Origin of the sequence: Chryseobacillus diguaensis (assembly GCF_049220665.1) — a bacterium.
GTDB lineage: Bacteria > Bacillota > Bacilli > Bacillales > Bacillaceae > Metabacillus_B.
In genome coordinates, this window is sequence record NZ_JBMKNV010000007.1 from 36,666 (window position 1) to 58,925 (window position 22,260).

General features: G+C 41.2%; 26 protein-coding genes. 24 read left to right on the forward strand and 2 right to left on the reverse strand.

Going from position 1 to position 22,260, the window contains the following annotated elements; all coding sequences use genetic code 11:
- Window positions 1-61: 61 nt before the first annotated feature.
- The 3 genes from ACOT8F_RS12390 to ACOT8F_RS12400 all read left to right on the forward strand — a co-directional run bounded on the left by ACOT8F_RS12390 (window position 62) and on the right by ACOT8F_RS12400 (window position 1,760).
- Window positions 62-757, forward strand: coding sequence for a CoA transferase subunit A (locus tag ACOT8F_RS12390; protein WP_421652230.1), 696 nt, complete (start codon window positions 62-64; stop codon window positions 755-757).
- 6 nt (window positions 758-763) lie between these two features.
- Entirely contained in the window at window positions 764-1,438 is a 675-nt protein-coding gene (locus ACOT8F_RS12395) for a CoA transferase subunit B (RefSeq protein WP_421652231.1), read from the forward strand.
- A 100-nt stretch (window positions 1,439-1,538) separates the two neighbouring features.
- The gene (locus ACOT8F_RS12400) at window positions 1,539-1,760 is read left to right on the forward strand and encodes a YqkE family protein (protein ID WP_421652232.1); all 222 of its coding nucleotides are present in this window, start codon (window positions 1,539-1,541) and stop codon (window positions 1,758-1,760) included.
- 228 nt (window positions 1,761-1,988) lie between these two features.
- Here ACOT8F_RS12400 and ACOT8F_RS12405 read toward each other — a convergent pair whose 3' ends face one another.
- Window positions 1,989-2,909 carry an aldo/keto reductase gene (locus ACOT8F_RS12405; protein ID WP_421652233.1) on the reverse strand — a complete coding sequence of 307 codons (921 nt, stop codon included), beginning with the start codon at window positions 2,907-2,909 and terminating at the stop codon, window positions 1,989-1,991.
- 63 nt (window positions 2,910-2,972) lie between these two features.
- Window positions 2,973-3,101, reverse strand: coding sequence for a Z-ring formation inhibitor MciZ (gene mciZ / locus ACOT8F_RS12410; protein WP_421652234.1), 129 nt, complete (start codon window positions 3,099-3,101; stop codon window positions 2,973-2,975).
- An 86-nt stretch (window positions 3,102-3,187) separates the two neighbouring features.
- Between mciZ and ACOT8F_RS12415 the strand changes: the two genes are divergently transcribed.
- The 21 genes from ACOT8F_RS12415 to ACOT8F_RS12515 all read left to right on the forward strand — a co-directional run bounded on the left by ACOT8F_RS12415 (window position 3,188) and on the right by ACOT8F_RS12515 (window position 22,149).
- Entirely contained in the window at window positions 3,188-3,742 is a 555-nt protein-coding gene (locus tag ACOT8F_RS12415; protein ID WP_421652235.1) for an NUDIX hydrolase, read from the forward strand.
- On the forward strand, window positions 3,739-4,917 hold the full coding sequence (locus tag ACOT8F_RS12420) for an endonuclease Q family protein (protein WP_421652236.1): 1,179 nt from the start codon (window positions 3,739-3,741) through the stop codon (window positions 4,915-4,917). Before ACOT8F_RS12415 ends, ACOT8F_RS12420 begins: the two co-directional genes overlap by 4 nt.
- Before the next feature lie 126 nt (window positions 4,918-5,043).
- Window positions 5,044-7,464 (forward strand): PhoX family protein, encoded by a 2,421-nt coding sequence (locus tag ACOT8F_RS12425; protein WP_421652237.1) that lies wholly within the window; start codon window positions 5,044-5,046, stop codon window positions 7,462-7,464.
- A gap of 155 nt (window positions 7,465-7,619) precedes the next feature.
- The gene (spoIIM, locus tag ACOT8F_RS12430; RefSeq protein ID WP_421652238.1) at window positions 7,620-8,273 is read left to right on the forward strand and encodes a stage II sporulation protein M; all 654 of its coding nucleotides are present in this window, start codon (window positions 7,620-7,622) and stop codon (window positions 8,271-8,273) included.
- Between the two features lie 112 nt (window positions 8,274-8,385).
- The gene (fur, locus tag ACOT8F_RS12435) at window positions 8,386-8,838 is read left to right on the forward strand and encodes a ferric iron uptake transcriptional regulator (RefSeq protein WP_421652408.1); all 453 of its coding nucleotides are present in this window, start codon (window positions 8,386-8,388) and stop codon (window positions 8,836-8,838) included.
- A 259-nt stretch (window positions 8,839-9,097) separates the two neighbouring features.
- Entirely contained in the window at window positions 9,098-9,325 is a 228-nt protein-coding gene (locus ACOT8F_RS12440; RefSeq protein WP_421652239.1) for a YqzK family protein, read from the forward strand.
- Between the two features lie 6 nt (window positions 9,326-9,331).
- Window positions 9,332-10,225 carry a site-specific tyrosine recombinase XerD gene (xerD, locus tag ACOT8F_RS12445; protein WP_421652240.1) on the forward strand — a complete coding sequence of 298 codons (894 nt, stop codon included), beginning with the start codon at window positions 9,332-9,334 and terminating at the stop codon, window positions 10,223-10,225.
- Window positions 10,226-10,683: 458 nt separating this feature from the next.
- Window positions 10,684-11,868, forward strand: a complete 1,185-nt coding sequence (gene deoB / locus ACOT8F_RS12450) for a phosphopentomutase (protein WP_421652241.1) — start codon at window positions 10,684-10,686, stop codon at window positions 11,866-11,868.
- Between the two features lie 20 nt (window positions 11,869-11,888).
- Window positions 11,889-12,722 carry a purine-nucleoside phosphorylase gene (locus ACOT8F_RS12455; protein ID WP_421652242.1) on the forward strand — a complete coding sequence of 278 codons (834 nt, stop codon included), beginning with the start codon at window positions 11,889-11,891 and terminating at the stop codon, window positions 12,720-12,722.
- A 12-nt stretch (window positions 12,723-12,734) separates the two neighbouring features.
- Entirely contained in the window at window positions 12,735-14,039 is a 1,305-nt protein-coding gene (locus ACOT8F_RS12460) for a pyrimidine-nucleoside phosphorylase (protein WP_421652243.1), read from the forward strand.
- Between the two features lie 115 nt (window positions 14,040-14,154).
- On the forward strand, window positions 14,155-15,324 hold the full coding sequence (locus ACOT8F_RS12465) for a D-alanyl-D-alanine carboxypeptidase family protein (protein WP_421652244.1): 1,170 nt from the start codon (window positions 14,155-14,157) through the stop codon (window positions 15,322-15,324).
- 96 nt (window positions 15,325-15,420) lie between these two features.
- Window positions 15,421-15,774: an anti-sigma F factor antagonist gene (gene spoIIAA / locus ACOT8F_RS12470; protein WP_421652245.1), complete on the forward strand. Its 354-nt coding sequence runs from the start codon at window positions 15,421-15,423 to the stop codon at window positions 15,772-15,774.
- Window positions 15,771-16,211 carry an anti-sigma F factor gene (gene spoIIAB / locus ACOT8F_RS12475; protein ID WP_421652246.1) on the forward strand — a complete coding sequence of 147 codons (441 nt, stop codon included), beginning with the start codon at window positions 15,771-15,773 and terminating at the stop codon, window positions 16,209-16,211. The genes spoIIAA and spoIIAB overlap by 4 nt, the downstream gene beginning before the upstream one ends.
- Before the next feature lie 12 nt (window positions 16,212-16,223).
- Window positions 16,224-16,979 carry an RNA polymerase sporulation sigma factor SigF gene (sigF, locus tag ACOT8F_RS12480; RefSeq protein WP_421652247.1) on the forward strand — a complete coding sequence of 252 codons (756 nt, stop codon included), beginning with the start codon at window positions 16,224-16,226 and terminating at the stop codon, window positions 16,977-16,979.
- Between the two features lie 172 nt (window positions 16,980-17,151).
- Complete coding sequence (locus tag ACOT8F_RS12485; RefSeq protein ID WP_421652248.1) at window positions 17,152-17,772, forward strand: stage V sporulation protein AA; 621 nt, start codon at window positions 17,152-17,154, stop codon at window positions 17,770-17,772.
- Complete coding sequence (locus ACOT8F_RS12490; RefSeq protein ID WP_421652409.1) at window positions 17,765-18,184, forward strand: stage V sporulation protein AB; 420 nt, start codon at window positions 17,765-17,767, stop codon at window positions 18,182-18,184. The genes ACOT8F_RS12485 and ACOT8F_RS12490 overlap by 8 nt, the downstream gene beginning before the upstream one ends.
- Before the next feature lie 15 nt (window positions 18,185-18,199).
- Complete coding sequence (gene spoVAC / locus ACOT8F_RS12495) at window positions 18,200-18,655, forward strand: stage V sporulation protein AC (RefSeq protein ID WP_421652249.1); 456 nt, start codon at window positions 18,200-18,202, stop codon at window positions 18,653-18,655.
- A gap of 71 nt (window positions 18,656-18,726) precedes the next feature.
- Window positions 18,727-19,752 carry a stage V sporulation protein AD gene (gene spoVAD / locus ACOT8F_RS12500; RefSeq protein ID WP_421652250.1) on the forward strand — a complete coding sequence of 342 codons (1,026 nt, stop codon included), beginning with the start codon at window positions 18,727-18,729 and terminating at the stop codon, window positions 19,750-19,752.
- Window positions 19,752-20,102, forward strand: a complete 351-nt coding sequence (spoVAE, locus tag ACOT8F_RS12505; RefSeq protein WP_421652251.1) for a stage V sporulation protein AE — start codon at window positions 19,752-19,754, stop codon at window positions 20,100-20,102. The genes spoVAD and spoVAE overlap by 1 nt, the downstream gene beginning before the upstream one ends.
- 6 nt (window positions 20,103-20,108) lie before the next feature.
- The gene (spoVAEA, locus tag ACOT8F_RS12510; RefSeq protein ID WP_421652252.1) at window positions 20,109-20,723 is read left to right on the forward strand and encodes a stage V sporulation protein SpoVABEA; all 615 of its coding nucleotides are present in this window, start codon (window positions 20,109-20,111) and stop codon (window positions 20,721-20,723) included.
- Window positions 20,671-22,149 carry a spore germination protein gene (locus ACOT8F_RS12515; RefSeq protein ID WP_421652253.1) on the forward strand — a complete coding sequence of 493 codons (1,479 nt, stop codon included), beginning with the start codon at window positions 20,671-20,673 and terminating at the stop codon, window positions 22,147-22,149. Before spoVAEA ends, ACOT8F_RS12515 begins: the two co-directional genes overlap by 53 nt.
- The last annotated feature ends 111 nt before the right edge of the window (window positions 22,150-22,260 follow it).

Sequence of the window (22,260 nt, forward strand, 5' to 3'; positions counted from 1 at the left end):
GAAATGAGCATGAGTATCGGCTGCAAGAGGCTCATTGAATTTTAACCCAAGGGGGAAGAGGATGAAACAGATATTATCTTCATTTCAAGAAGCGGTAAAGGATATATCGGATGGTTCTACTCTCATGGTTGGCGGATTTGGTTTATGCGGTATACCGGAAAACCTGATATTAGCTCTTGCTGAATCTGGAACAAAGGACTTAACCATCATTTCCAACAACTGCGGTGTAGACGACTGGGGACTTGGACTGCTTTTGAAAAACAAGCAGATTAAGAAAATGATCAGTTCTTATGTTGGGGAAAACAAAGAATTTGAGCGTCAGGTTCTGTCTGGAGAGCTTGAGGTAGAACTCGTTCCCCAAGGTACGCTTGCTGAAAAAATAAGAGCGGGCGGGGCAGGCATACCAGCCTTTTTTACTCCTGCCGGCTATGGAACTCAAATTGCAGAAGGAAAAGAAACAAGATCCTTTAACGGGAAGGAATATGTGCTGGAAGAGGCGCTCACTGCTGACTACAGCCTGATCAGAGGGTACCGGGCAGACAAGATGGGGAACATCATTTACAACAATACGGCCCAAAACTTCAGCCCTATGATTGCTGCGGCAGGCAAGGTGACGATTGCGGAAGTAGAAGAATTGGCCGAAGCAGGAGAAATTGATCCGAATACCATACATACGCCTGGAATCTATGTACAGAAGCTGATTGTGGGAGCACAGGAAAAAAGAATTGAGCGGCTTACCGTTCAAAAAACGGGGTGATATGAAATGGCAGTAATTGAGGATAAAGCAAAGGTAAGAGAGCGGATTGCAATACGGGCAGAGCGTGAGATTGAGAACGGGTTTTACGTCAACCTTGGTATTGGCATGCCGACACTTGTAGCCAATTACATTCAGGAAAACAAAGAGGTTGTGCTGCAGTCAGAAAACGGCTTGCTTGGAATAGGACCTTATCCTGAGGAAAATGAAGCAGATCCTGATTTAATCAATGCTGGCAAAGAAACGGTTACAGCCATCAAAGGAGCAGCTTATTTTAATAGTGCTGAGTCCTTTGCCATCATTCGCGGAGGCCATGTGGATCTTGCTATTTTGGGAGGAATGGAGGTTTCTGAAGCAGGAGACCTTGCGAATTGGATGATTCCCGGAAAAATGATTAAAGGAATGGGCGGAGCGATGGATTTGGTGCATGGCGCTAAAAGAATCATTGTCATTATGGATCATGTGAACCGCAGCGGAGAACCGAAAATTTTGAAGGAATGCTCTCTTCCATTAACAGGAAAGTCTGTTGTGAACCGGATTATTACTGACAGGGCTGTGATAGACGTAACAGAGCTTGGGCTGAAATTGATTGAGGCTGCAAAAGGCTACACGGTGGAGGAGATCAAACAATCCACAGAGCCTGAACTGATCATTGAAGACGATATTAAGCTTGATGCATTTTAGGAGCCAGTAAAAGAAATCTATTTCAGTAAAACGGGGAGCAGAGCGCTTCCCGTTTTTAGCTTGAATTTAGTATAATGTTACTGAAATGGAGGGTCTGTAAGTGAAAGGAAAAAAACAAGAGCAAGAGGCCGTATTAAAGGATTATTTAAATCAGGATCTTTTAAAGAAACTGCAAAATATGAAAACGGATTTAAAGACAGAGGAAGCGGAAAAGGAAGAAGAAGCGAGGCAAAGAAAGATCAAGGAACTAAAAGAAAAGGAAAAAAATAAAAGCTTTGAGGAACTTTTAAACGAAAGTGACATGAATTGGAATAAATTCTAGATGATTTTTTATATGAAAGGCTGTTTTTGCATAGATTGTTGCTATTCGTACTATCTTAGAACACGCATAGAGACTTACTTCGTGGCATCTTTTCTTAAAATTCGCAGCTTTATATTGGTCCGCGATTATCTAATACAGATGAAAAAGCAACAATGTTTAGGAAAAAAGCCTTATGAAAAGAGGCTGCCAAGTTCGCTGGCAGCCTTTTGTTGAGCCGTTACGCTATTTTTATTTACGGTGATCCTCATAGATTTCTGCTTTTGTTGCTTTCTGCAAAGCCTCATATTCATCGGGGTGAAGCGGATCGGCCAGAGCGGCATGGCAATTTTCTATCAACTGCTCTCTTTTGCTTGCTCCAGGAATAATGGAACCGACCGATATATCGTGAAGGCAGTATTGTACGGCAGCCTCTGTCATGCTATGGCGGGGGGCAGCTTTTTTAATCTCTCCCCTGACCGTCTTCAATTCATCGAAGGAATAAGAAAGATAACCATTATCCTTAATGGAGCGGCTTAAGTCTGATAAAGGGCGTTCTGTTAGAACGCCTTTAGCCATTGGACCTCTGGCAATGACGCTGACATCCTTGTCCTTGATAATAGGAAACCATTCCTCGGGTCTTCGGTCTAAAAGACTGTATTGCATCATGATGGAGACAATCGAAGACTTTTGCAAGTATTGAAGAATGACATTTGGACGAATCGATGATATCCCATAGTATCGAATGACACCTTCTGACTTTAATTCCTCGAACGCTTCGATTGTTTCATCAATAGGATCCTCTATTGTGCCGCCATGAAGCTGATATAAATCTATATAATCAGTGGAAAGGCGGCGAAGGCTCTCTTTAACAGCTGATTTAATATAAGCTTTTGAAGGGTCCCAGAACCATCCATCTTTCCCTTTTTCCCAGTGATTACCCGCTTTTGTTGCAAGAATCATCTGTTCTCTGCGCCCTTTTATGGCTTTCCCTACAAATTCTTCATTCAGTCCTAAATCGTAAAGGTCTGCAGTATCAAAATAATTAATGCCGCGGTCAATCGCTTCATCAATAATGGATCTGGCATGTGCTTCCTCAGTTCCAAGAGACATGCAGCCAAGTCCGATTTCACTGACATATAAATCCGAATGCCCTAATTTTCTCTTTTTCACCGTTAGTCCTCCAATCCTCATACCTACTTTGACAGTAGTACAAGGACGGTGAAAAAGCAAACGTCATGGCTGCCGGTTATTCAGCCACTTTTGAAGGGTAGCGTATTGTCTGGCGTATTCTTTGAGCTTTTCCCTTATTTCCCACGCTTTCCCTACAAGAATAATCCGCTTATCCATTCGGTAGATTTTCAATGAGGCAGTCAGCTCCTTGCTGCAGGATTGAGTATGATAAAATGTATGAAGGACAGGATATACATAGAACATAGGAGCTGGTTAAGATGGAACACTTAAAAGAAAAAGAACTTTCTTCAAAACAATTGTTCGCTGGAAAAGTGATTGATGTCTATTTGCAGGAAGTTGAGCTTCCGAACGGCAAAACAAGTACGAGAGAAATTGTCAAGCATCCCGGTGCAGTAGCAGTGATTGCCTTAAGGGAGGATAAAAAAATTGTTATGGTGGAACAATTCCGCAAGCCAATGGAAAGAATGATGGTGGAAATTCCGGCAGGAAAACTGGAAAAAGGGGAAAAACCGGAATGTGCGGCCAAACGGGAATTAGAGGAAGAAACAGGCTATACCTGCGGATCTTTACAACACCTTATTTCCTTTTATACTTCACCGGGGTTTGCTGATGAACTCGTTCATTTATACATAGCAGAAGACCTGAAAACGATGGAAACAAAAGCTGAACTTGATGAAGATGAGTTCGTAGATTTGATGGAGGTGACATTAGATGAGGCGCTTCAGCTCATCCGTGTGAACCGGATTTATGATGCGAAAACAGCCTATGCTGTGCAGTATCTGCAGCTAAAGCAAGCCTTGGAACAAAAATGAATGAATACTACGCAGATTTGCACGTTCATATAGGTGCAACAGAAACAGGGAAAGCCGTTAAAATTACAGCTTCGAAAAACTTGACACTTGAGAATATACTTATTGAGGCAAGTGACCATAAAGGAATCGACATAGTCGGTATCATCGATTCTCATGTTCCTGAAGTGCAAAGCGAATTGAAAAGAATGATTCAACATGGGGAAGCATCAGAACTAACGGATGGGGGAATCCGTTACAGGAACACCACATTATTGCTGGGAACAGAATTGGAAATTTACGATCCTTACTGCCAGGGGCCGGTACATATATTGGCATACTTTCCATACATTCAAAACATGGAAAGGTTTACGGAATGGCTTAAAAACTGCATGAAAAACATAACCCTTAGCTCCCAAAGGGTCTACGTTCATGGCAAAGCCTTGCAGGAAGCAGTGAAAAAAGAATGCGGCTTATTCATTCCGGCGCATATTTTTACTCCTCACAGAAGCATGTATGGCAGTGGCGTCAGGAAATCGCTGGCTGAAATTTTCAATCCTGATCAAATAGATGCGGTTGAACTTGGACTAAGCTCAAATACAGAAATGGCTGATGGCATTTCGGAATTGCACCGGTATCCCTATGTTTCTAATTCAGATGCTCATTCACTTCCGAAAATCGCAAGGGAATACCAAAAAATGAAAATGGAACATCCATCATTTCAGGAATTTGTGAAAGTGCTCAAAAAAAAAGAGGGCAGGGAAATCACGGCTAATTATGGACTGAATCCTTTTCTTGGAAAATACTACCTGACAACATGTGAAAGCTGCGGTATACCGCGTCCAGATCCGGAAGAACCTTGCCCGCATTGCGGAAAAAGCAGGGTAATAAAGGGTGTAAGTAAACGAATTGCTGAATTGACGGACAGCAGAAAAAGGATAGCTCCTGAAAGACCTCCGTATATTCACCAAATTCCTCTGCAGTTTATTCCAGGAATTGGTCCTAAAACACTTCAGCGTTTGAAAGAGGCTTTTGGAACAGAGATGAAAGTCCTTCATGAAACGGAATATGATGAATTAATAGGAATTATTTCCCAAAAAACTGCTGATTTTATCATAGCAGCAAGAAATGGAACGCTCGCTTTAAAGGCTGGAGGCGGCGGTACATATGGAAAGGTAGAACAGAAGGCGCATCCATAGGGTGCGCTTTTTGTCATGTTATCAGTGAACTTAACATAATTTATCAACAAAATTAATACTAAATTTACAATACAAGTTTTTAATAGATAGAGTAGAATCTACTTTTTTAAAAACAGGAGGATCAGTATGAAAAAGAGAATCGCAGTGGCTCTGGCAGTAGGACTTATGGTACCTTGCATGGCACCCGCACATGCAGCTACCAAAGAAGTATCTATTGAATCTATGAAATTCAAAGGTATGGAAGCCCCGAAAACAATCCAGGAAATGGTCGATACATATACCCGTGCTTCTATTGAAGTAACTTACAGCAATGGCCTGAAAAAGGACTTCCCGCTTTCCTACAACCGTTTATTTAAATCAGAAGATAAAATCGCAACGAACAAAGGACAAATGATTCCTGCAGGAACACCGATTGACGTTAACGGTGAACCAATTATGGACAACAGTGTTGATGGCAAACCGGTTCCGTTCGTATCAGATGCACCGGACTCCAACAGTGTAATGAGAGTCGGCAATGACATTTACATGGTGACACACTATGAGTATCAGTCTATCGATGCTGCAGGAAAATCTGCTTACGGTCTTGTGCCAGCCTCTATGTCACTTACAAAACTTATCCAAGACAAAAAAACAGGCAAATTAGTACCTGATAAAGTTTCTAAAATTGATTTTTCTTCCGTAAACGGCTTATGGATTCCATGTAATGGTTCTCTTTCTCCATGGGGAACTCACCTTGGATCAGAAGAATATGAGCCGGATGCAAGATCTTTTGAAGATACTAAATCACAAACATATTCTCAAGTAAGAACTTTCGCAAAACTCTATTTTGGTGACGAGTCAAAAGCAAACCCTTATAATTACGGCTGGATTCCAGAAATTACAGTAAATAAAGACGGTACTGCAAAAGTTGTCAAGCATTATAGTACAGGCCGTTTCTCTCATGAACTAATGAAAGTAATGCCGGATAACCGCACAGCATACTTCGGTGATGACGGTAAAAATACAATGATGTTTATGTATGTGGCAGACAAAGAGAAGGATTTCTCTGCTGGTACACTTTATGCTGCAAAATTCAAGCAAACTGGCACAGATAATGGCGGTTCAGGTGACCTTCAATGGATGAAGATCGGCCATTCTACGGATGATGAAGTAAGAGCAATGATTGACAAAGGAACAAAATTCAGCGATATTTTTGAAACATCCGATACTGCAAAAGAAGGATTCACTGCTGTAAGAACATATTCCAATAGCGCTATAGAATACCTTAAAATTAAGCCAGGCATGGAAGAGGCAGCTAAAATGCTTGAGCCGCGCAGATATGCAGCAATGATAGGTGCTACTTCTGAATGGAACAAAATGGAAGGTTTAGCCTACAATACAAAAGAAAATAAAGTATATGTAGCCATTTCAGACCTTTCCGGTTCAATGGAAAAAGATGCAACTGGCAAAGAGCCAACTGACGACATCCAGCTTCCTAAACGCAAATCAGGTGTTACGTTTGAAATGGATTTAAAAGGACATCAAGAAGATAGGGATGGAAATGCAATTGGTTCAGATAATGTTGCTTCATCTATTAAAGGATTGCTTGTAGGAGAAGACATGGCAGCACCTGATGCTTATGGAAATACAGCTAATCCAGATAAAGTAGCAAGCCCTGATAACTTGAGCTTCTCTGACGATATGAACACACTGTTTATCGGTGAAGACAGCGGTTTGCATACAAACAACTTTGTTTGGGCGTATGACCTTACTACAAAAGAACTTTCCCGCGTCCTCTCTGTTCCTGCAGGTGCGGAAGCGACAGGTTTAAAAGTAGTGGAAGGCTTAATGGATAACAATTATGTAATGAGCAACTTCCAGCATCCTGGGGACGAGCTTGATACGAAGAAAATCACAGCTGTTAACATTGACGATCTTAAAGCAGAAATGGAAAAAGGCATCGGCATTGATAAAACAGGCGGAATCGGCTATATTGGCGACCTTCCGATGGGTAAAGTCGGCGACAAGGTTGTGATGAAACATCCAAATTCAAGACTTCTTATAAAACATGAAACACCGCTATACAAAATGGGTGCAGACGGTTCTCTTGAAAAAGCTGGAACTATTAATCATGGCGCTTTCAGAGTATACGGCATGATCGGCGATTGGATCAATGTTGGCGGCGATTATTATGTGAAAGCTGACGAAGCAAAGGCCGAAACTTATAAAGGAAGAATCCTGGTTAAAAAACCTATGGCCCTTTATGACAAAGACGGCAAGGTTTTCAGACAGCTTAAAGCCGGCGAAGCCGTTAAAGTATTCGGTATGGAAAACGGCATGTACCAAGTAGGCGGCGGCTACTATGTAAAAGAAGACAAAAATGCTCTATACCATGAAGGTATGGTTATCATGAAAAAAGATACATTGCTTTACAAAAATGGCGAAGCTGTTAAAACACTAAAAAAAGGCAGCATGTACCGTGTGTACAGCTACAGCGATAATAAGCTTCAAGTAGGCGGCGGCTATTACGTATCGGATGATGCATCAGTAGATTACCAAAAGAACTAATATGCTAAAGAAGAAGCGGCCCGCCAGTGAGCCGCTTCTTCTTATTTCGGCCTCCATGCAAATCTATTAAACACTATGAAATCTAGCAGCGAAAAAGGGAATAGTTTCCTCTCCGGTTCATATAATCTAGTAAGAGTCAGGTAGGGGGAAAGGACATGCAAAATCATCCGCTTAAAATGGCAATCACGAAACACATTAGAGAGCATTCTTCTATTTATTTGTTTGTTTTCGTGTTATTTCTTATGGGAGTTATTTTCGGGGCCGTTATTGTCAATAGTATGACATTCAGCCAAAAAGAAGATTTGTATTTTTATTTAAACCGTTTTTTTGGACAGGTTTCTGAAGGCAAGGTGGCCACTTCAAATGAAATGTTTCAGCAAAGCTTTCTGCACAATATAAAATATTTAGGGCTGATGTGGATTCTTGGCCTTTCGATTATCGGGCTCCCTGTCATTCTGATTATGCTTTTTCTTAAAGGCATAGTGGTTGGATTTTCAGTCGGCTTTCTTGTTAACCAGATGGGCTGGAAAGGTTTTTTGATGTCTTTTGTATCGGTTTTTCCGCAAAATTTGCTGATGATCCCGGCTTTCCTTATTATGAGTACGGCGGGTATCGCCATTTCCCTTAAAATTTTCAAACAGCTTTTTATGAAAAAGAAAAACATGAAAGAAAATCCTTTTCAATTTTTTTCCCGTTATGCCATTGTTTTAGGGATCATAGGGATTATGATTCTTGCAGCATCTTCACTGGAGGCATATGCTTCACCGGGTCTAATGAAAAGCGTTATGGATGTTGTGATAAAAAAATAATTATTATTAAATAATAATCTATTTATTTATTAATTTATAATAATTTCAGTTGGACTCTCCTCCCTCATTTGATATAATATAATGAGGTAAGTTGCGAGGGAGGGAACATATGATGGAAAACCGCATAGAGCGTATAAAAAAACAGTTGCACTCATCAAGCTACAAACTTACGCCACAGCGCGAAGCAACAGTCCGAGTACTTCTGGAGAATGAAGAAGACCATTTAAGCGCCGAAGATGTCTACCTCCTCGTAAAGGAAAAGTCTCCTGAAATAGGATTGGCAACGGTTTATCGGACGCTTGAATTGCTGACTGAACTAAAAGTAGTAGATAAAATAAATTTTGGAGACGGTGTCTCAAGATACGATTTGCGAAAAGAAGGGGCAGCTCACTTTCACCACCATCTCGTTTGTATTGAATGCGGAGCGGTTGCAGAAATTGAAGAAGATCTTCTGGAAGATGTTGAACATGTCGTAGAAAGAGACTGGAATTTTAAAATCAAGGATCACAGGCTGACCTTTCACGGCATTTGTGCAAAATGCCAGGCAAAAGAGGACCGCCAATAACCTTTTCTTTTAGGAGAAAAGGTTTTTTACTTTAGGAAATGATAATTTAAAAGGAGATACTCTTTGCAGCTTGTACATATGCTTTAGATTTCAAGACTATTTTCTTCTTTCCTTTTGGCCTTTTCATTTTTATGTATAAAGATTGTCCTTTTTGGCATATCTTTTAATAGGAAAAAGCTTTATTTAACTGCTGATATGAAACGATAACAAGCAGGTTTAAAAAGAGGCTTTAAAGAACGGGCTGAAGGGAAGAAGATGAATGAAGCGATTTCTGCTTGCATGCTTTGACTTACTAAAGGTATTTGTCGTCTTTACAGGATTTACGATTCTATTCTATTATGCTATTATTTGGGTTAATCTGGAGTATCAGGATTACCATAAGTATGATGAACCGGAAGGAGCCGCATTGAAGGTAACCAGTATGGTTCAAGAAAAAACAGACAGCTGGCAGAATAGGCTGCTATTCTTTTTTTTAAACGGGGAGTAGAGGAATGTGAAGGATCAAATCAAGGATTTTATACACTATTTAGTGGTTGAAAGAGGACTATCCAACAATACAGTTGTGGCCTATGAACGGGATTTATGCAGTTATGCGCGTTTCCTTTCAGATGAACAGAACCTTTCTTCCTTTAATGATGTGACCCGATTATCCATCATACAGTTCTTAAAAGTACTGAAGGATCAGGGAAAATCCAGTAAAACGATTGCTCGCCATATCGCATCTATCAGGTCTTTTCATCAGTTTCTTCTTAGAGAAAAGACTGTTGAGCAGGATCCTTCTGTACATATTGAATCCCCTCAGATTGAGCGGACATTGCCTAAGGTTCTTTCACTTGAAGAAGTGGAGAAGCTTTTGGATACACCTCTTTTAACTTCTTCATTTGGATACAGGGATAAAGCGATGCTTGAGCTTTTATATGCTACAGGAATCAGGGTAAGCGAGATGATCAATCTGAATTTAGAAGATGTGCATTTATCAATGGGCTTTATCCGCTGCTTCGGCAAAGGAAATAAAGAAAGAATTGTTCCGATTGGCAGGGCTGCACAGGATAGCATGACAGAGTATATAGAAAAAGCACGCAGCAAGATGGTCAGAGGAAAAACAGCTACAGAAGCTCTCTTTTTGAACCATCATGGTAAAAGAATCACAAGGCAGGGGTTCTGGAAGAACCTTAAAAAAATTGCACTTGATGCAGGCATTACAAAGCCGCTTACCCCGCATACACTGCGACACTCTTTTGCGACACATTTGCTGGAAAATGGCGCAGATTTAAGGGCTGTACAGGAAATGCTCGGCCATGCTGACATTTCCACTACTCAAATTTATACGCATGTTACCAAAACAAGATTGAAGGACGTTTATAAGCAATTCCATCCTAGAGCCTAAAAGCAGCTGTCAGTAAAAGCAGCTGTTTTTTATTGGCTCTTTTCTTAAACTTTGTTGCTCTTGACCCTCTATATTTAGTCCAACAAACCATCTATCAGGCAAGAACTTTAAGAAAAGATGCCCCGAAGTTAGACTGAATGCGTGATAACAGCTTTTACGAATAGCAGCAATCTCTGCGAAAACAGTATTTTGTTTTTCCATCACCGCAAAAAAAGAGAAAATTCCTTCTATTTAATTGTTTGCACACCGTTATTGTCATGAAGGATGTAACCGGTTTATAATTAGGTTGTCAGACTTCTGACTTATACATATTTTCAGAAGAAAAAACACCTACTAAAGCAGTATGGTGTTCAAGCTCTGTATTCCTTTGTATTAAGATTATCAATAGCAGTTACAGGAAATTTAAAAGGAGTATGGAAATCATACACCATCTTAAACGCTCATTAGGAGGAGTAAGCATGCCCGATTATACATATAAAAGAGTATTTATCATTGTGATGGACTCTGTAGGAATAGGAGAAGCGCCTGACGCAGAAAAATTCAATGATACAGGCGCTGATACATTCGGCCATATTGCAGAAAAAATGAATGGCCTCAACATGCCGAACATGGCGAAGCTCGGTTTAAGCAATATCCGAGAAATTAAAGGGGTTCCCGTCCAGGATAAGCCTCTCGCTTTTTTCGCAAAAATGAAAGAAGCTTCTAATGGGAAAGACACTATGACTGGTCATTGGGAAATTATGGGTCTGAATATTCAAAAACCTTTTCAGGTTTTTCCGGAAGGATTTCCGAAAGAGCTGATTCAAAAGCTTGAGGAAAAAACAGGCCGCAAAGTGATTGGAAACAAGCCTGCTTCTGGCACCGAAATTATTGACGAACTTGGTGAAGAGCACATGAAGGACGGCTCGCTCATTGTTTATACTTCTGCTGACTCTGTTCTTCAAATTGCTGCACATGAAGAGATTATCCCGATTGAAGAGCAATATAAAATTTGTGAAATAGCACGCGAACTGACAATGGAAGACCGTTTTAAAGTAGGACGTGTCATTGCAAGACCATTTATCGGGAAACCGGGCGAATTCAAAAGGACATCCAACAGGCATGATTATGCTCTGAAACCTTTTGAAAGAACCGTTATGAGTGAACTGAAAGATGCAGGAAAAGACGTTATCGCTATCGGGAAAATTTCTGATATTTATGATGGAGAGGGCATAACAGAATCTTTGCGCACCAAGTCCAATATGGATGGTATGGATAAACTTCTTCAGACAATGGATCAGGATTTTACCGGAATCAGTTTTTTAAATCTGGTTGATTTTGATGCCCTTTTTGGACATAGAAGAGATCCGATTGGTTATGGAAAAGCCTTGGAAGAATATGATGAAAGACTGACTGAAGTGCTGAACAGGCTCGAGAAAGAAGATCTTCTGATCATAACAGCCGATCATGGAAATGATCCTGTCCATCATGGAACTGATCATACAAGAGAATACGTGCCGCTTTTGGTATACAGCCCGCAGTTTACAGCAGGCAAGCCGCTTGAAATTAGAGAAACATTTGCAGACATTGGAGCTGCCGTCGCAGAGAACTTTCAAGTGAAGAGCCCGAAATACGGAAAGAGCTTTTTAACTGAGCTTCGTTAATTAGTCTGGAGGGAATTGAAATGAATCATGAACAAAATATGAGAGCGGCTAATTTTATTAGTGAAAAGTGCTTTGAAACACCAAAAATCGGATTGATATTGGGTTCAGGTCTTGGGGTATTGGCTGACGATATCCAGAATGCTGTTAAAATTTCTTATTCTGATATACCTGGATTTCCGGAATCGACTGTAGAGGGCCATGCAGGACAGCTTGTTCTTGGGAAATTAAACGGAGTTATGGTTGCAGCAATGCAGGGCCGATTCCATTTCTATGAGGGCTATACAATGGACAAAGTTACATTCCCTGTCAGGGTGATGAAGGAACTTGGCATCGAAACGCTGATTGTTACAAATGCAGCAGGCGGAATTAACGAGTCCTTCGAACCGGGAGACTTGATGCTTATTTCAGATCATATTAACAATACAGGAACGAATCCCTTGATTGGGCTGAACGATGATAACCTTGGTGTGCGTTTTCCTGATCTATCGGAAGCCTACAGCAAAAGGCTGAGACTTTTAGCTAAAAATACCGCAGGCAGAATCGGTCTTTCCGTAAAAGAAGGAGTTTATGTGGCCAATACAGGCCCGTCTTATGAAACTCCTGCTGAAATCCGCATGCTGAGAGTAATGGGAGGAGATGCAGTAGGGATGTCCACTGTACCCGAAGTGATTGTAGCAAAGCATGCTAACCTTGAAGTTCTTGGGATCTCCTGTATTTCTAATATGGCAGCAGGCATACTGGATCAGCCTCTTTCCCATGATGAAGTCATCGAAACTACTGAAAAAGTAAAAAACAGCTTTTTACAATATGTAAAAGAGCTCGTGGTTGAAATACATTCTACTACTAAACAATAGGGTGTGAGCATAATGAGAATGGTTGATTTAATTCAAAAAAAACGCGATGGTCTGGAATTAAGCAAAGAAGAAATCCAATATATCATAAATGGTTATACAAATGATGAAATACCTGATTATCAGGTGAGTGCCTTTACAATGGCGGTATTCTTTAAAGACATGACCGACCGCGAGCGTGCAGATTTAACAATGGCTATGGTCGAATCAGGGGATACTATTGATTTAAGCGGCATTGAAGGCATTAAGGTTGACAAGCATTCTACAGGCGGTGTCGGTGATACAACAACGCTAGTTTTGGGACCGCTAGTAGCATCTGTGGGCGTGCCTGTTGCGAAAATGTCCGGCAGGGGCCTTGGTCATACTGGCGGAACGATCGACAAACTGGAGGCAGTTGAAGGCTTCCACGTCGAAATCGAAAATGACGAATTTATCCGCTTAGTAAATGAAAATAAAATTGCTGTAATCGGTCAGAGCGGCAACTTAACTCCAGCAGACAAAAAGCTTTATTCCTTAAGAGATGTGACAGCTACTGTAAACAGCATTCCTTTGATTGCAAGCTCCATTATGAGCAAAAAGATCGCTGCTGGTGCTGATGCCATTGTTCTTGATGTTAAAACAGGTGCAGGGGCCTTTATGAAGGATCTTGATGATGCAAAAGAACTTGCAGGAGCGATGGTATCAATCGGAAATGCTGTCGGCCGAAAAACAATGGCTGTTATCTCGGATATGAGCCAGCCTCTTGGATATGCAATCGGAAATGCACTTGAAGTAAAAGAAGCAATCGATACGTTAAGGGGAGAAGGTCCAGAGGATCTGCTTGATCTTTGTCTAGAGCTTGGAAGCTATATGGTTTACCTTGCTGAAAAAGCATCTTCTCTGGAAAAAGCCAGGGAAATGCTGCAGGAAGCGATTGAAAGCGGAAAGGCACTTGATGCGTTTAAAGTCTTCTTATCTGCACAAGGCGGAGATGGATCAGTTGTCGATCATCCTGAAAAACTTCCGCAGGCTAAGTTTAAAATCGAACTGGAAGCAAAAGAAGAAGGTTATGTGTCAGAAATCGTAGCTGACGCAGTCGGAACAGCAGCTATGTGGCTTGGTGCCGGCCGTGAAACGAAAGAATCTGTCATAGATCTTGCTGTCGGACTGATGCTGAACAAAAAGATTGGCGACAAGGTAGAAAAAGGCGATTCTCTTGTAACAATTTACAGCAATCAGGAAAATATCGAGAGCGTGAAGGAAAAACTTTATGAAAGCATCAAACTTTCATTTGAGGAAGTTAAAGCTCCAAAATTGATTCACGCAACGATCAGTAAATAAGAAAGAAACCCTTAAACGCAGAAGCTTATAGCTTCTGCGTTTTTTATGTTCTTTAGCGTATAGAAACCAAAATATAGGAAAAAATGGAAAGTATTAAGATTGGGAGGGTATGGAAATGAAAAAAGTTTTTTCCACTCTGGTGTTATTTAGTTTATTAACAGGCTTGACTCAGGGAGCGTTTGCAGCAGAAAAAGCGGACAGTCATCTAAAACTTGCTGATCAAGCGAGATCTGCGATATTGATTGAACGCGATACAGGAAATGTGCTTTATGAAAAAAACAGTAACCAAGAGCTTCCTCCTGCGAGCATGACAAAAATTATGACAATGCTTTTAATTATGGAAGCGATTGATAAAGGCAATTTAAAAATGACGGATAAAATCAGAACAAGCGAGAACGCAGCTTCCATGGGAGGTTCACAGATTTTTCTTGAACCGGGTGAAGAGATGACAACGGAAGAAATGCTGAAAGGGATTTCCATAGCATCAGGCAATGACGCATCAGTTGCGATGGCTGAACACCTTGCAGGTTCTGCAGACGCTTTTGTGAACAAAATGAATCAAAAGGCCGCACAGCTTGGGCTAAAGCATACTCATTTCAAAAATCCAACAGGCCTTCCAGTTCCAGGTCATTATAGTACGTCTCATGATATGGCTATTATGGCAAAAGAACTCCTCAAATATGAAAAGATCACGAATTTTACCGGCAAATATGAAGATTACTTAAGACAAAATACAGATAAAAAATTCTGGCTTGTGAATACAAACAGACTTGTGAAATTTTATCCAGGGGTTGACGGTGTAAAAACAGGTTTTACAAATGAAGCAAAGTATTGTTTAACGGCAACAGCCAAAAAAGGAAATATGAGGGTCATCGCAGTAGTATTTGGAGCTGCAACACCGAAGGACCGGAATAACCAGATCACAAAAATGCTTGATTATGCGTTCAGCCAATATCAAACCCATCCGGTGTATAAAAGAAACCAAATCATCTCAGCAGTTAAAATCAATAAAGGGATGGAAAAATCAGCTCATCTCGTCACATCTGAACCGATTTCTCTTTTAACGAAAAAAGGAGAGGATCTCAAAAAAGTGAGCAAAGAAATCATCCTTAAACAAGGGGTCCAAGCTCCTTTGAAAAAAGGAGACGTGATGGGGACGCTTCTTTTGAAAAAGGACCATAAGGTTCTTGTGAAAAGCCCTTTAGTTGCTGAAAAAGATATTCCTGGAGCAAGCTGGTGGATGTTGTTCAAAAGAGCCCTCGGCGATTTTACTAAGGCTGGCTAACCTTGGCGAATAACCACTAGTTTTGTCAGCGGGCAGGATATTTAAAAAAGATTATCGAAAACCTCCTTATCCATAGATCAAGGAGGAATTCAACAAATGAGTCTTACTGTGAACTTCACTGTTAAGGAGTCAGTACTTTGCATCCGACTTTCTGGTGAATTGGATCATCATACAGCGGAAGAGCTTCGCGATAAAGTGAAAGAACATCTTCAAAAGAATAATCTTAAAAGCATCATTTTGAATCTCGGAGATCTTTCATTTATGGACAGCTCAGGTCTAGGTGTTATTCTTGGCCGCTATAAACAAGTAAAGCAGCTTGGCGGAGAAATGGTCGTTTGCTCCATTTCTCCAAGCATCAAGCGATTATTCGATATGTCCGGATTGTTTAAAATTATCCGATTGGAAGAAAGCGAAAAAGAGGCTCTTCTAAAGCTGGGGGTGGCATCATGAGAAATACAATGGAGCTGCAGTTTTCCGCCCTTAGCCAAAATGAGTCCTTTGCCAGGGTAACAGTCGCTGCATTTATCGCCCAGCTTGATCCGACAATGGATGAATTAACGGAAATCAAAACAGTGATTTCTGAAGCAGTCACAAATGCCATAATCCACGGCTACAATAATAATCCTGATGGAATTGTTTATATAGCTGCGGCATTGGAAGAAGACACTGTACACATAACCATTCGTGATGAAGGTGCAGGCATCGCTGATGTAGAGGAGGCCAGGCAGCCTCTGTTTACCACAAAACCGGAACTCGAACGCTCAGGGATGGGATTCACAATCATGGAAAATTTCATGGACGATATTAGTGTGGAATCATCTCCGTCATTTGGGACTACTGTCAAACTGCTAAAGCATCTATCAAAAAGTAAAGCTTTATGCAATTAAGGGAGACTTGTTATGGACGTGGAGGTAAAAAACGATAAAACGGCTGCTCAGTTAAAGGATCATGAGGTAAAAGATTTAATCAGGCGAAGCCAAGGAGGAGAACAAGAGGCAAGGGACATGCTGATTCAAAAAAACATGCGTCTTGTATGGTCTGTTGTTCAGCGTTTTTTAAACAGAGGATATGAACCTGATGATCTTTTCCAAATTGGCTGCATCGGCTTGCTGAAATCAGTAGATAAGTTTGATTTATCATATGATGTCCGGTTTTCAACCTATGCCGTACCGATGATTATCGGAGAAATTCAGCGGTTTATAAGAGATGATGGAACAGTAAAGGTGAGCCGGTCATTAAAAGAATTGGGCAATAAAATCCGCCGGGCAAAAGAGGAGTTATCGAAAAATCTCGGTAAGGTTCCTACGGTCACAGAAATTGCTGACTTTCTCGAAATTTCGCCTGAAGAAGTAGTTTTAGCACAAGAAGCAGTAAGAGCACCTTCCTCCATACATGAAACGGTCTATGAAAATGACGGCGATCCGATAACGCTGCTTGATCAAATTGCAGATCAGACAGAGCATAAATGGTTTGATAAAATTGCTTTAAAAGAAGCTATCAGTGGGCTTGATGAACGGGAAAAGCTGATTGTTTATTTGAGATATTATAAAGATCAGACGCAATCAGAGGTTGCTGAAAGGCTTGGGATCTCACAAGTGCAGGTATCCCGGCTTGAGAAAAAGATTCTGAATCAGATGAAAGAGCTAATGGACTAAAATAGCTAGTGAAAAAACGAACCGGTAACGGTTCGTTTTTTTGTTTGCCAAACCTGTGCATTCCATTGCCAAAAAAAGGAAGATGCGGTCTTTCGGCAGATGGAATGAGAAAAAGAGCAGTAATGCATACTACATATACGCCCAAAAATCGATGGTGAGGAAGTGAAGTGTAATGGATCAGACACTATACATAAGACTTCGGCATCGAATCCAGGTCCGCCCAGATGATGAATTGACAATCGGGACGATTGCACAGCTTTCAGGAGATAAAGAATTGATAGAAACAGTCCGGGCACTCATCATACATAGAATATCCAAAGCGGATAAAAATATGGTTGTAATTGATGTGATGAGAGTGATTGATCTGCTTCGGAAAATGATACCGAATCTTGATGTTCAGCCAATTGGCGCTTCACAGACAATAGTAGAAATTCTATATGATAAAAAACCTTTTAAGCCTGTTCTTTTCGTCCTTGTATGGCTTCTTCTTTTTATCGGAGCAGCAATGGCTATTATGAATTTTCATGAGGATGTCAGCATGCAGGCCGTTCATCAAAGATTGTACCGGATCCTGACCGGTAAAACTGTTGATAGCCCCTTACTGCTGCAAATTCCATATTCATTGGGCCTGGGCCTTGGAATGATTCTTTTTTTTAATCACCTATTTAAAAAGAGGATAAATGAAGAACCAAGCCCGCTGGAAGTAGAAATGTTTAAATATCAGCTTGATCTCGATCAATATGTCTCTATGAATGAAAACAAAGAAAGCCTGAAGAAAATTGATGATGATTAGCCTTTTGCTTATTCTCTTTATCGGTTTAGCTGGCGGCTTGGCGGTAGGTTCAGGCTTTGTTGCGTTTTTATCAGTGCTTGGAATTATACCGAGACTGACACAGCTTACGAAAACAGCCGGTTTTATCCGCTTATATGAGTGGGGAGTGGCCGCTGGTGCAATTATCGGAGGCTGGCTTAGTCTGAGAAATCCCCTTTTATATCTCCCTTCCTTTGCAGCGGTGCCTATAGGGTTATTTGACGGGCTCTTTATCGGTCTCCTGGCTGCCGCATTAACAGAAGTGCTCAATGTACTTCCGATCCTGGCAAAAAGGATTGGCATTGACGATAAATTGACAATCATTTTAATGGCGATTGTTTTAGGAAAGGTTTTTGGTTCTTTATTTCATTGGATCTATTTTGTTCATCATTAATAGGAGGTTTTGTAAATGGCAACGAAATTGAAGGACAATTACAAAGAAAAAATTAAGGAATATCAGCCAAAGCCTAATTATTTCCTTAATTGCTTAAAGGCGTTTATTATCGGCGGCCTGATTTGTACACTAGGCGAGCTTCTAATGCTCATGTATATGACCTGGTTTAACTTTGATGAAAAATCAGCCGGGAATCCGACAGTTGCGACATTAATTTTGATTTCCGCACTCTTGACCGGATTTGGAGTTTATGACAAAATCGGCCAATTTGCAGGTGCAGGTTCTGCTGTTCCAGTTACAGGCTTTGCCAATTCCATGACAAGTGCAGCGCTTGAGCATAAAAGTGAAGGCTTCGTTCTGGGAGTTGCTTCCAACATGTTCAAACTTGCCGGAAGCGTTATCGTATTTGGAACAGTTGCAGCCTATATAGTTGGAATCATAAGGTATTTATTTGGCCTCTTAATAAAATGAGGTTCTTTGCTTCTTATTGGATTTATCAGAGCAGCGGCAAGAAATTTAAGAGGGATGGATGGTGACGGGCTATGAGATTAACAGGAAAACAAACATGGGCATTTAAAAACCCCTTATATGTGAGCTCGACTGGAACAGCTGTTGGACCGAAAGAAGCGGAGGGCCCGCTTGGAAAGTTATTTGATGCCTCGCATAGTGAACTTCATTGCGGAGAAGAAAACTGGGAGCTTGCAGAAAGAAGACTGATGGAACAGGCAGTAGACCATTGCTTGAAAAACGGAAACGTAACAAAAGATGAAATTGACTTTTTTCTTGCGGGAGACTTGCTGAACCAAAACGTTACAGCCAACTATGCGGCAAGAAAATATCAAATTCCATTTCTTTGTGTGTTTGGAGCTTGTTCAACATCAATGGAGTCAGCAGCAATCGGTTCCGTTCTGGTGGATGGAGGGTACGCCAACAAAGTGATCGCTGCCGCAAGCAGCCATAATGCAACGGTGGAGAGACAATTCCGGTATCCGACCGAGTACGGCGGGCAAAAGCCTGATACAGCCCAGTCAACGGTTACTGGTGCTGGGGCAATGCTGATCAGCACTGTACCGAGTGATATCCGCATTACCTCCGCAACAATCGGGAGAGTGCAGGATCTTGGATTAAAGGATCCCTTTGATATGGGGTCAGCAATGGCACCGGCTGCAGCCGACACAATCCAAACCCATCTGAATGATTTGAACAGGACGGCGGAAGACTACGATTTAATTTTAACGGGTGATTTGGCAGGGGTAGGGAGCCCAATTTTGAAAGATTTACTGAAAGAAGAAGGTATTGATTTGTATAAGAACCATAATGACTGCGGACTCTTGATTTACCACCCTGATCAAAAAGAAGTTTTTGCAGGCGGCAGCGGCTGCGGGTGCTCTGCAGTTGTGACTTACAGTCATATCTTCAATGAAATAAAAGCAGGCAATTTAAAAAGGGTGCTTGTGGTGGCAACAGGAGCATTGTTAAGTCCAACAATGGTTCAGCAAAAAGAGTCCATTCCCACTATTGCCCATGGTGTTGTATTCGAAAAAGCAAGCGGGAGTGTGATGGGATAATGCAATTTTTAATCGCTTTTATCGCAGGAGGAGTAATTTGCGTTATCGGACAGCTGCTAATGGATGTTATGAAATTAACTCCTGCCCATGTGATGAGTTCTTTTGTAGTCATTGGCGCAATCTTAGACGGCTTTGGGATCTATGATAAATTTATTGAGTTTGCCGGTGCAGGGGCAACGGTACCGATTACAAGTTTTGGACATTCACTTTTGCATGGAGCTATGGAGCAGGCAGATGAACATGGCTTCATTGGAATAGCCATGGGAATATTTAATTTAACCTCAGCAGGTATTTCTTCTGCGATTCTCTTTGCTTTTTTAGTGGCTTTGATTTTCAAGCCGAAAGGATAATAGCTTATGAAAGAAACTCGGCGAGTCATTTTAGTTACAGACGGAGATATTTATGCAGCAAAGACGATTGACTATGTTGCAAAAAAAGTGGGAGGCCGATTTATTTCAAGCTCCATGGGAAATCCGACATTGTTAACTGGAAGAGAAATAGTTGAGAGAATTCTTCAAACACCTTATGATCCGGTATTTGTCATGTTTGATGATTGTGGAATGATAGGCGAGGGCAGCGGGGAAATTGCAATGAAATACGTTGCACAGCATCCTCAGATTGTGGTTTTAGGTGCCATCGCGGTAGCTTCCAAAACAAAGCAGAACGAATGGACAAGGGTAGATTTTTGCATAGACCGCTACGGGGAGATAACGGAATACGGTGTGGATAAAAGCGGTGTTAAAGAAATGGAAATTGGAAGAATTAATGGTGACACAGTTTACAGTTTGGATCGTTTGCCTATTCCTCTTGTGATTGGGATCGGGGATATTGGTAAGATGGCAAGAAAAGATCATGTGCTAAAAGGGGCGCCAATTACCATGAAGGCAGTCAGCATCATACTGGAAAGGAGCGGGTTCTATGACTCAGGAAAAGCCGCAGCAACAGCCGATTTCGACCAAGCTGATCTCTAACGAAAAATATTTTAAAGAAGCGGTCGGAATGGGAACCAGTTTTGATCTTGGTGTACGTAAATTTACGGTTCTTGGAAAAGAAGTGCACCTTTATTTTGTAAACGGGCTTGCTGATACAAAGTTTATTATCCATCTTTTGACGGAACTGATGGAAATCAATGATTTTGAATTTGAGACGGAAAAATTCAAAGAAATTGTTGAAAACAGGCTTGTGAATCAGCAGGTAAAACATGTCCAAATTTTACAAGAGGCAGTAACGGAAGTTCTATCAGGCCTGATTGCTATTTTTCTTGAAGGAGCCAATTATGCTCTCATCATTGATGTCAGAAGCTATCCGGGAAGAAACCCAGAAGAGCCTGATACGGAAAAAGTCGTCAGAGGGGCAAGGGACGGTTTTGTCGAGAATATTATTGTAAATACTGCGCTGATCAGAAGGCGGATCAGAGATGAGCGGCTTCGGTATGAGATTATGAAAATCGGAGATCGTTCAAAAACGGACGTCTGTGTTGCTTATATAAAAGATGTGGCAAATGAAGACTTAGTCAGTATTGTGAAAAAAGAACTTCAATCCATTAAAATCGATGGCATTACGATGGCTGATAAGACAGTAGAAGAATTTATTGTAAAGCAGGGATATAACCCGTTTCCTCTCGTTCGCTATACGGAAAGGCCGGATGTAGCCGCCACACATCTTTTAGAAGGCCACGTCATTATCATTGTTGATACGTCTCCGAGTGTCATGCTGACGCCGACGACGCTGTTTCATCATGTGCAGCATGCCGAAGAATACAGACAGGCACCGGCGATCGGCACATTTGTCAGATGGGTCCGTTTTTTAGGTATCCTGTCTTCTATTTTTCTTCTGCCGCTTTGGCTGCTGTTTGTACTTGAGCCATCATTGCTTCCTAAGAACATGGTCTTTATCGGACCAAATGATCAAACGAATATTCCGATTGTCATACAGATTTTGCTTGCCGATTTTGGTGTGGAATTTTTAAGAATGGCTGCCATTCACACCCCAACCGCCCTTTCAACCGCGATGGGTCTGATTGCAGCTGTCCTGATCGGACAGATTGCGATCGATGTCGGGCTTTTTGTTCCTGAGGTCATTCTGTATGTTTCGCTGGCTTCAATCGGTTCTTTTACCACTCCAAGTTATGAGCTGAGTGTAGCTAATAAAATGATGAGGCTGCTGCTTGTCGGTCTTGTAGCAATCTTTAAACTGGAGGGTTTCGTGATCGGATTCACGGTTGTCATTCTCTCAATGGCAAACCTTCGTTCATTAAATACTCCTTATCTATGGCCGTTTATGCCCTTTAATCCGAAAGCCATGTGGAATGTATTAGTGCGTGCCAATGTTCCAGGGGCAAAAATCAGGCCAAGCATTGTCCATCCGCAAAAGGTAAGAAAACAGCCTTCTCGGTGAATTGCTGATTGAAAGGTTCCATAATTTATGATAATGTATGTTTAACATTTTGCTGTACTAAAGGATTCAGCATGGCTTATGCAGCTGCAGCAGGCAGCAGGAAAGAGGGGG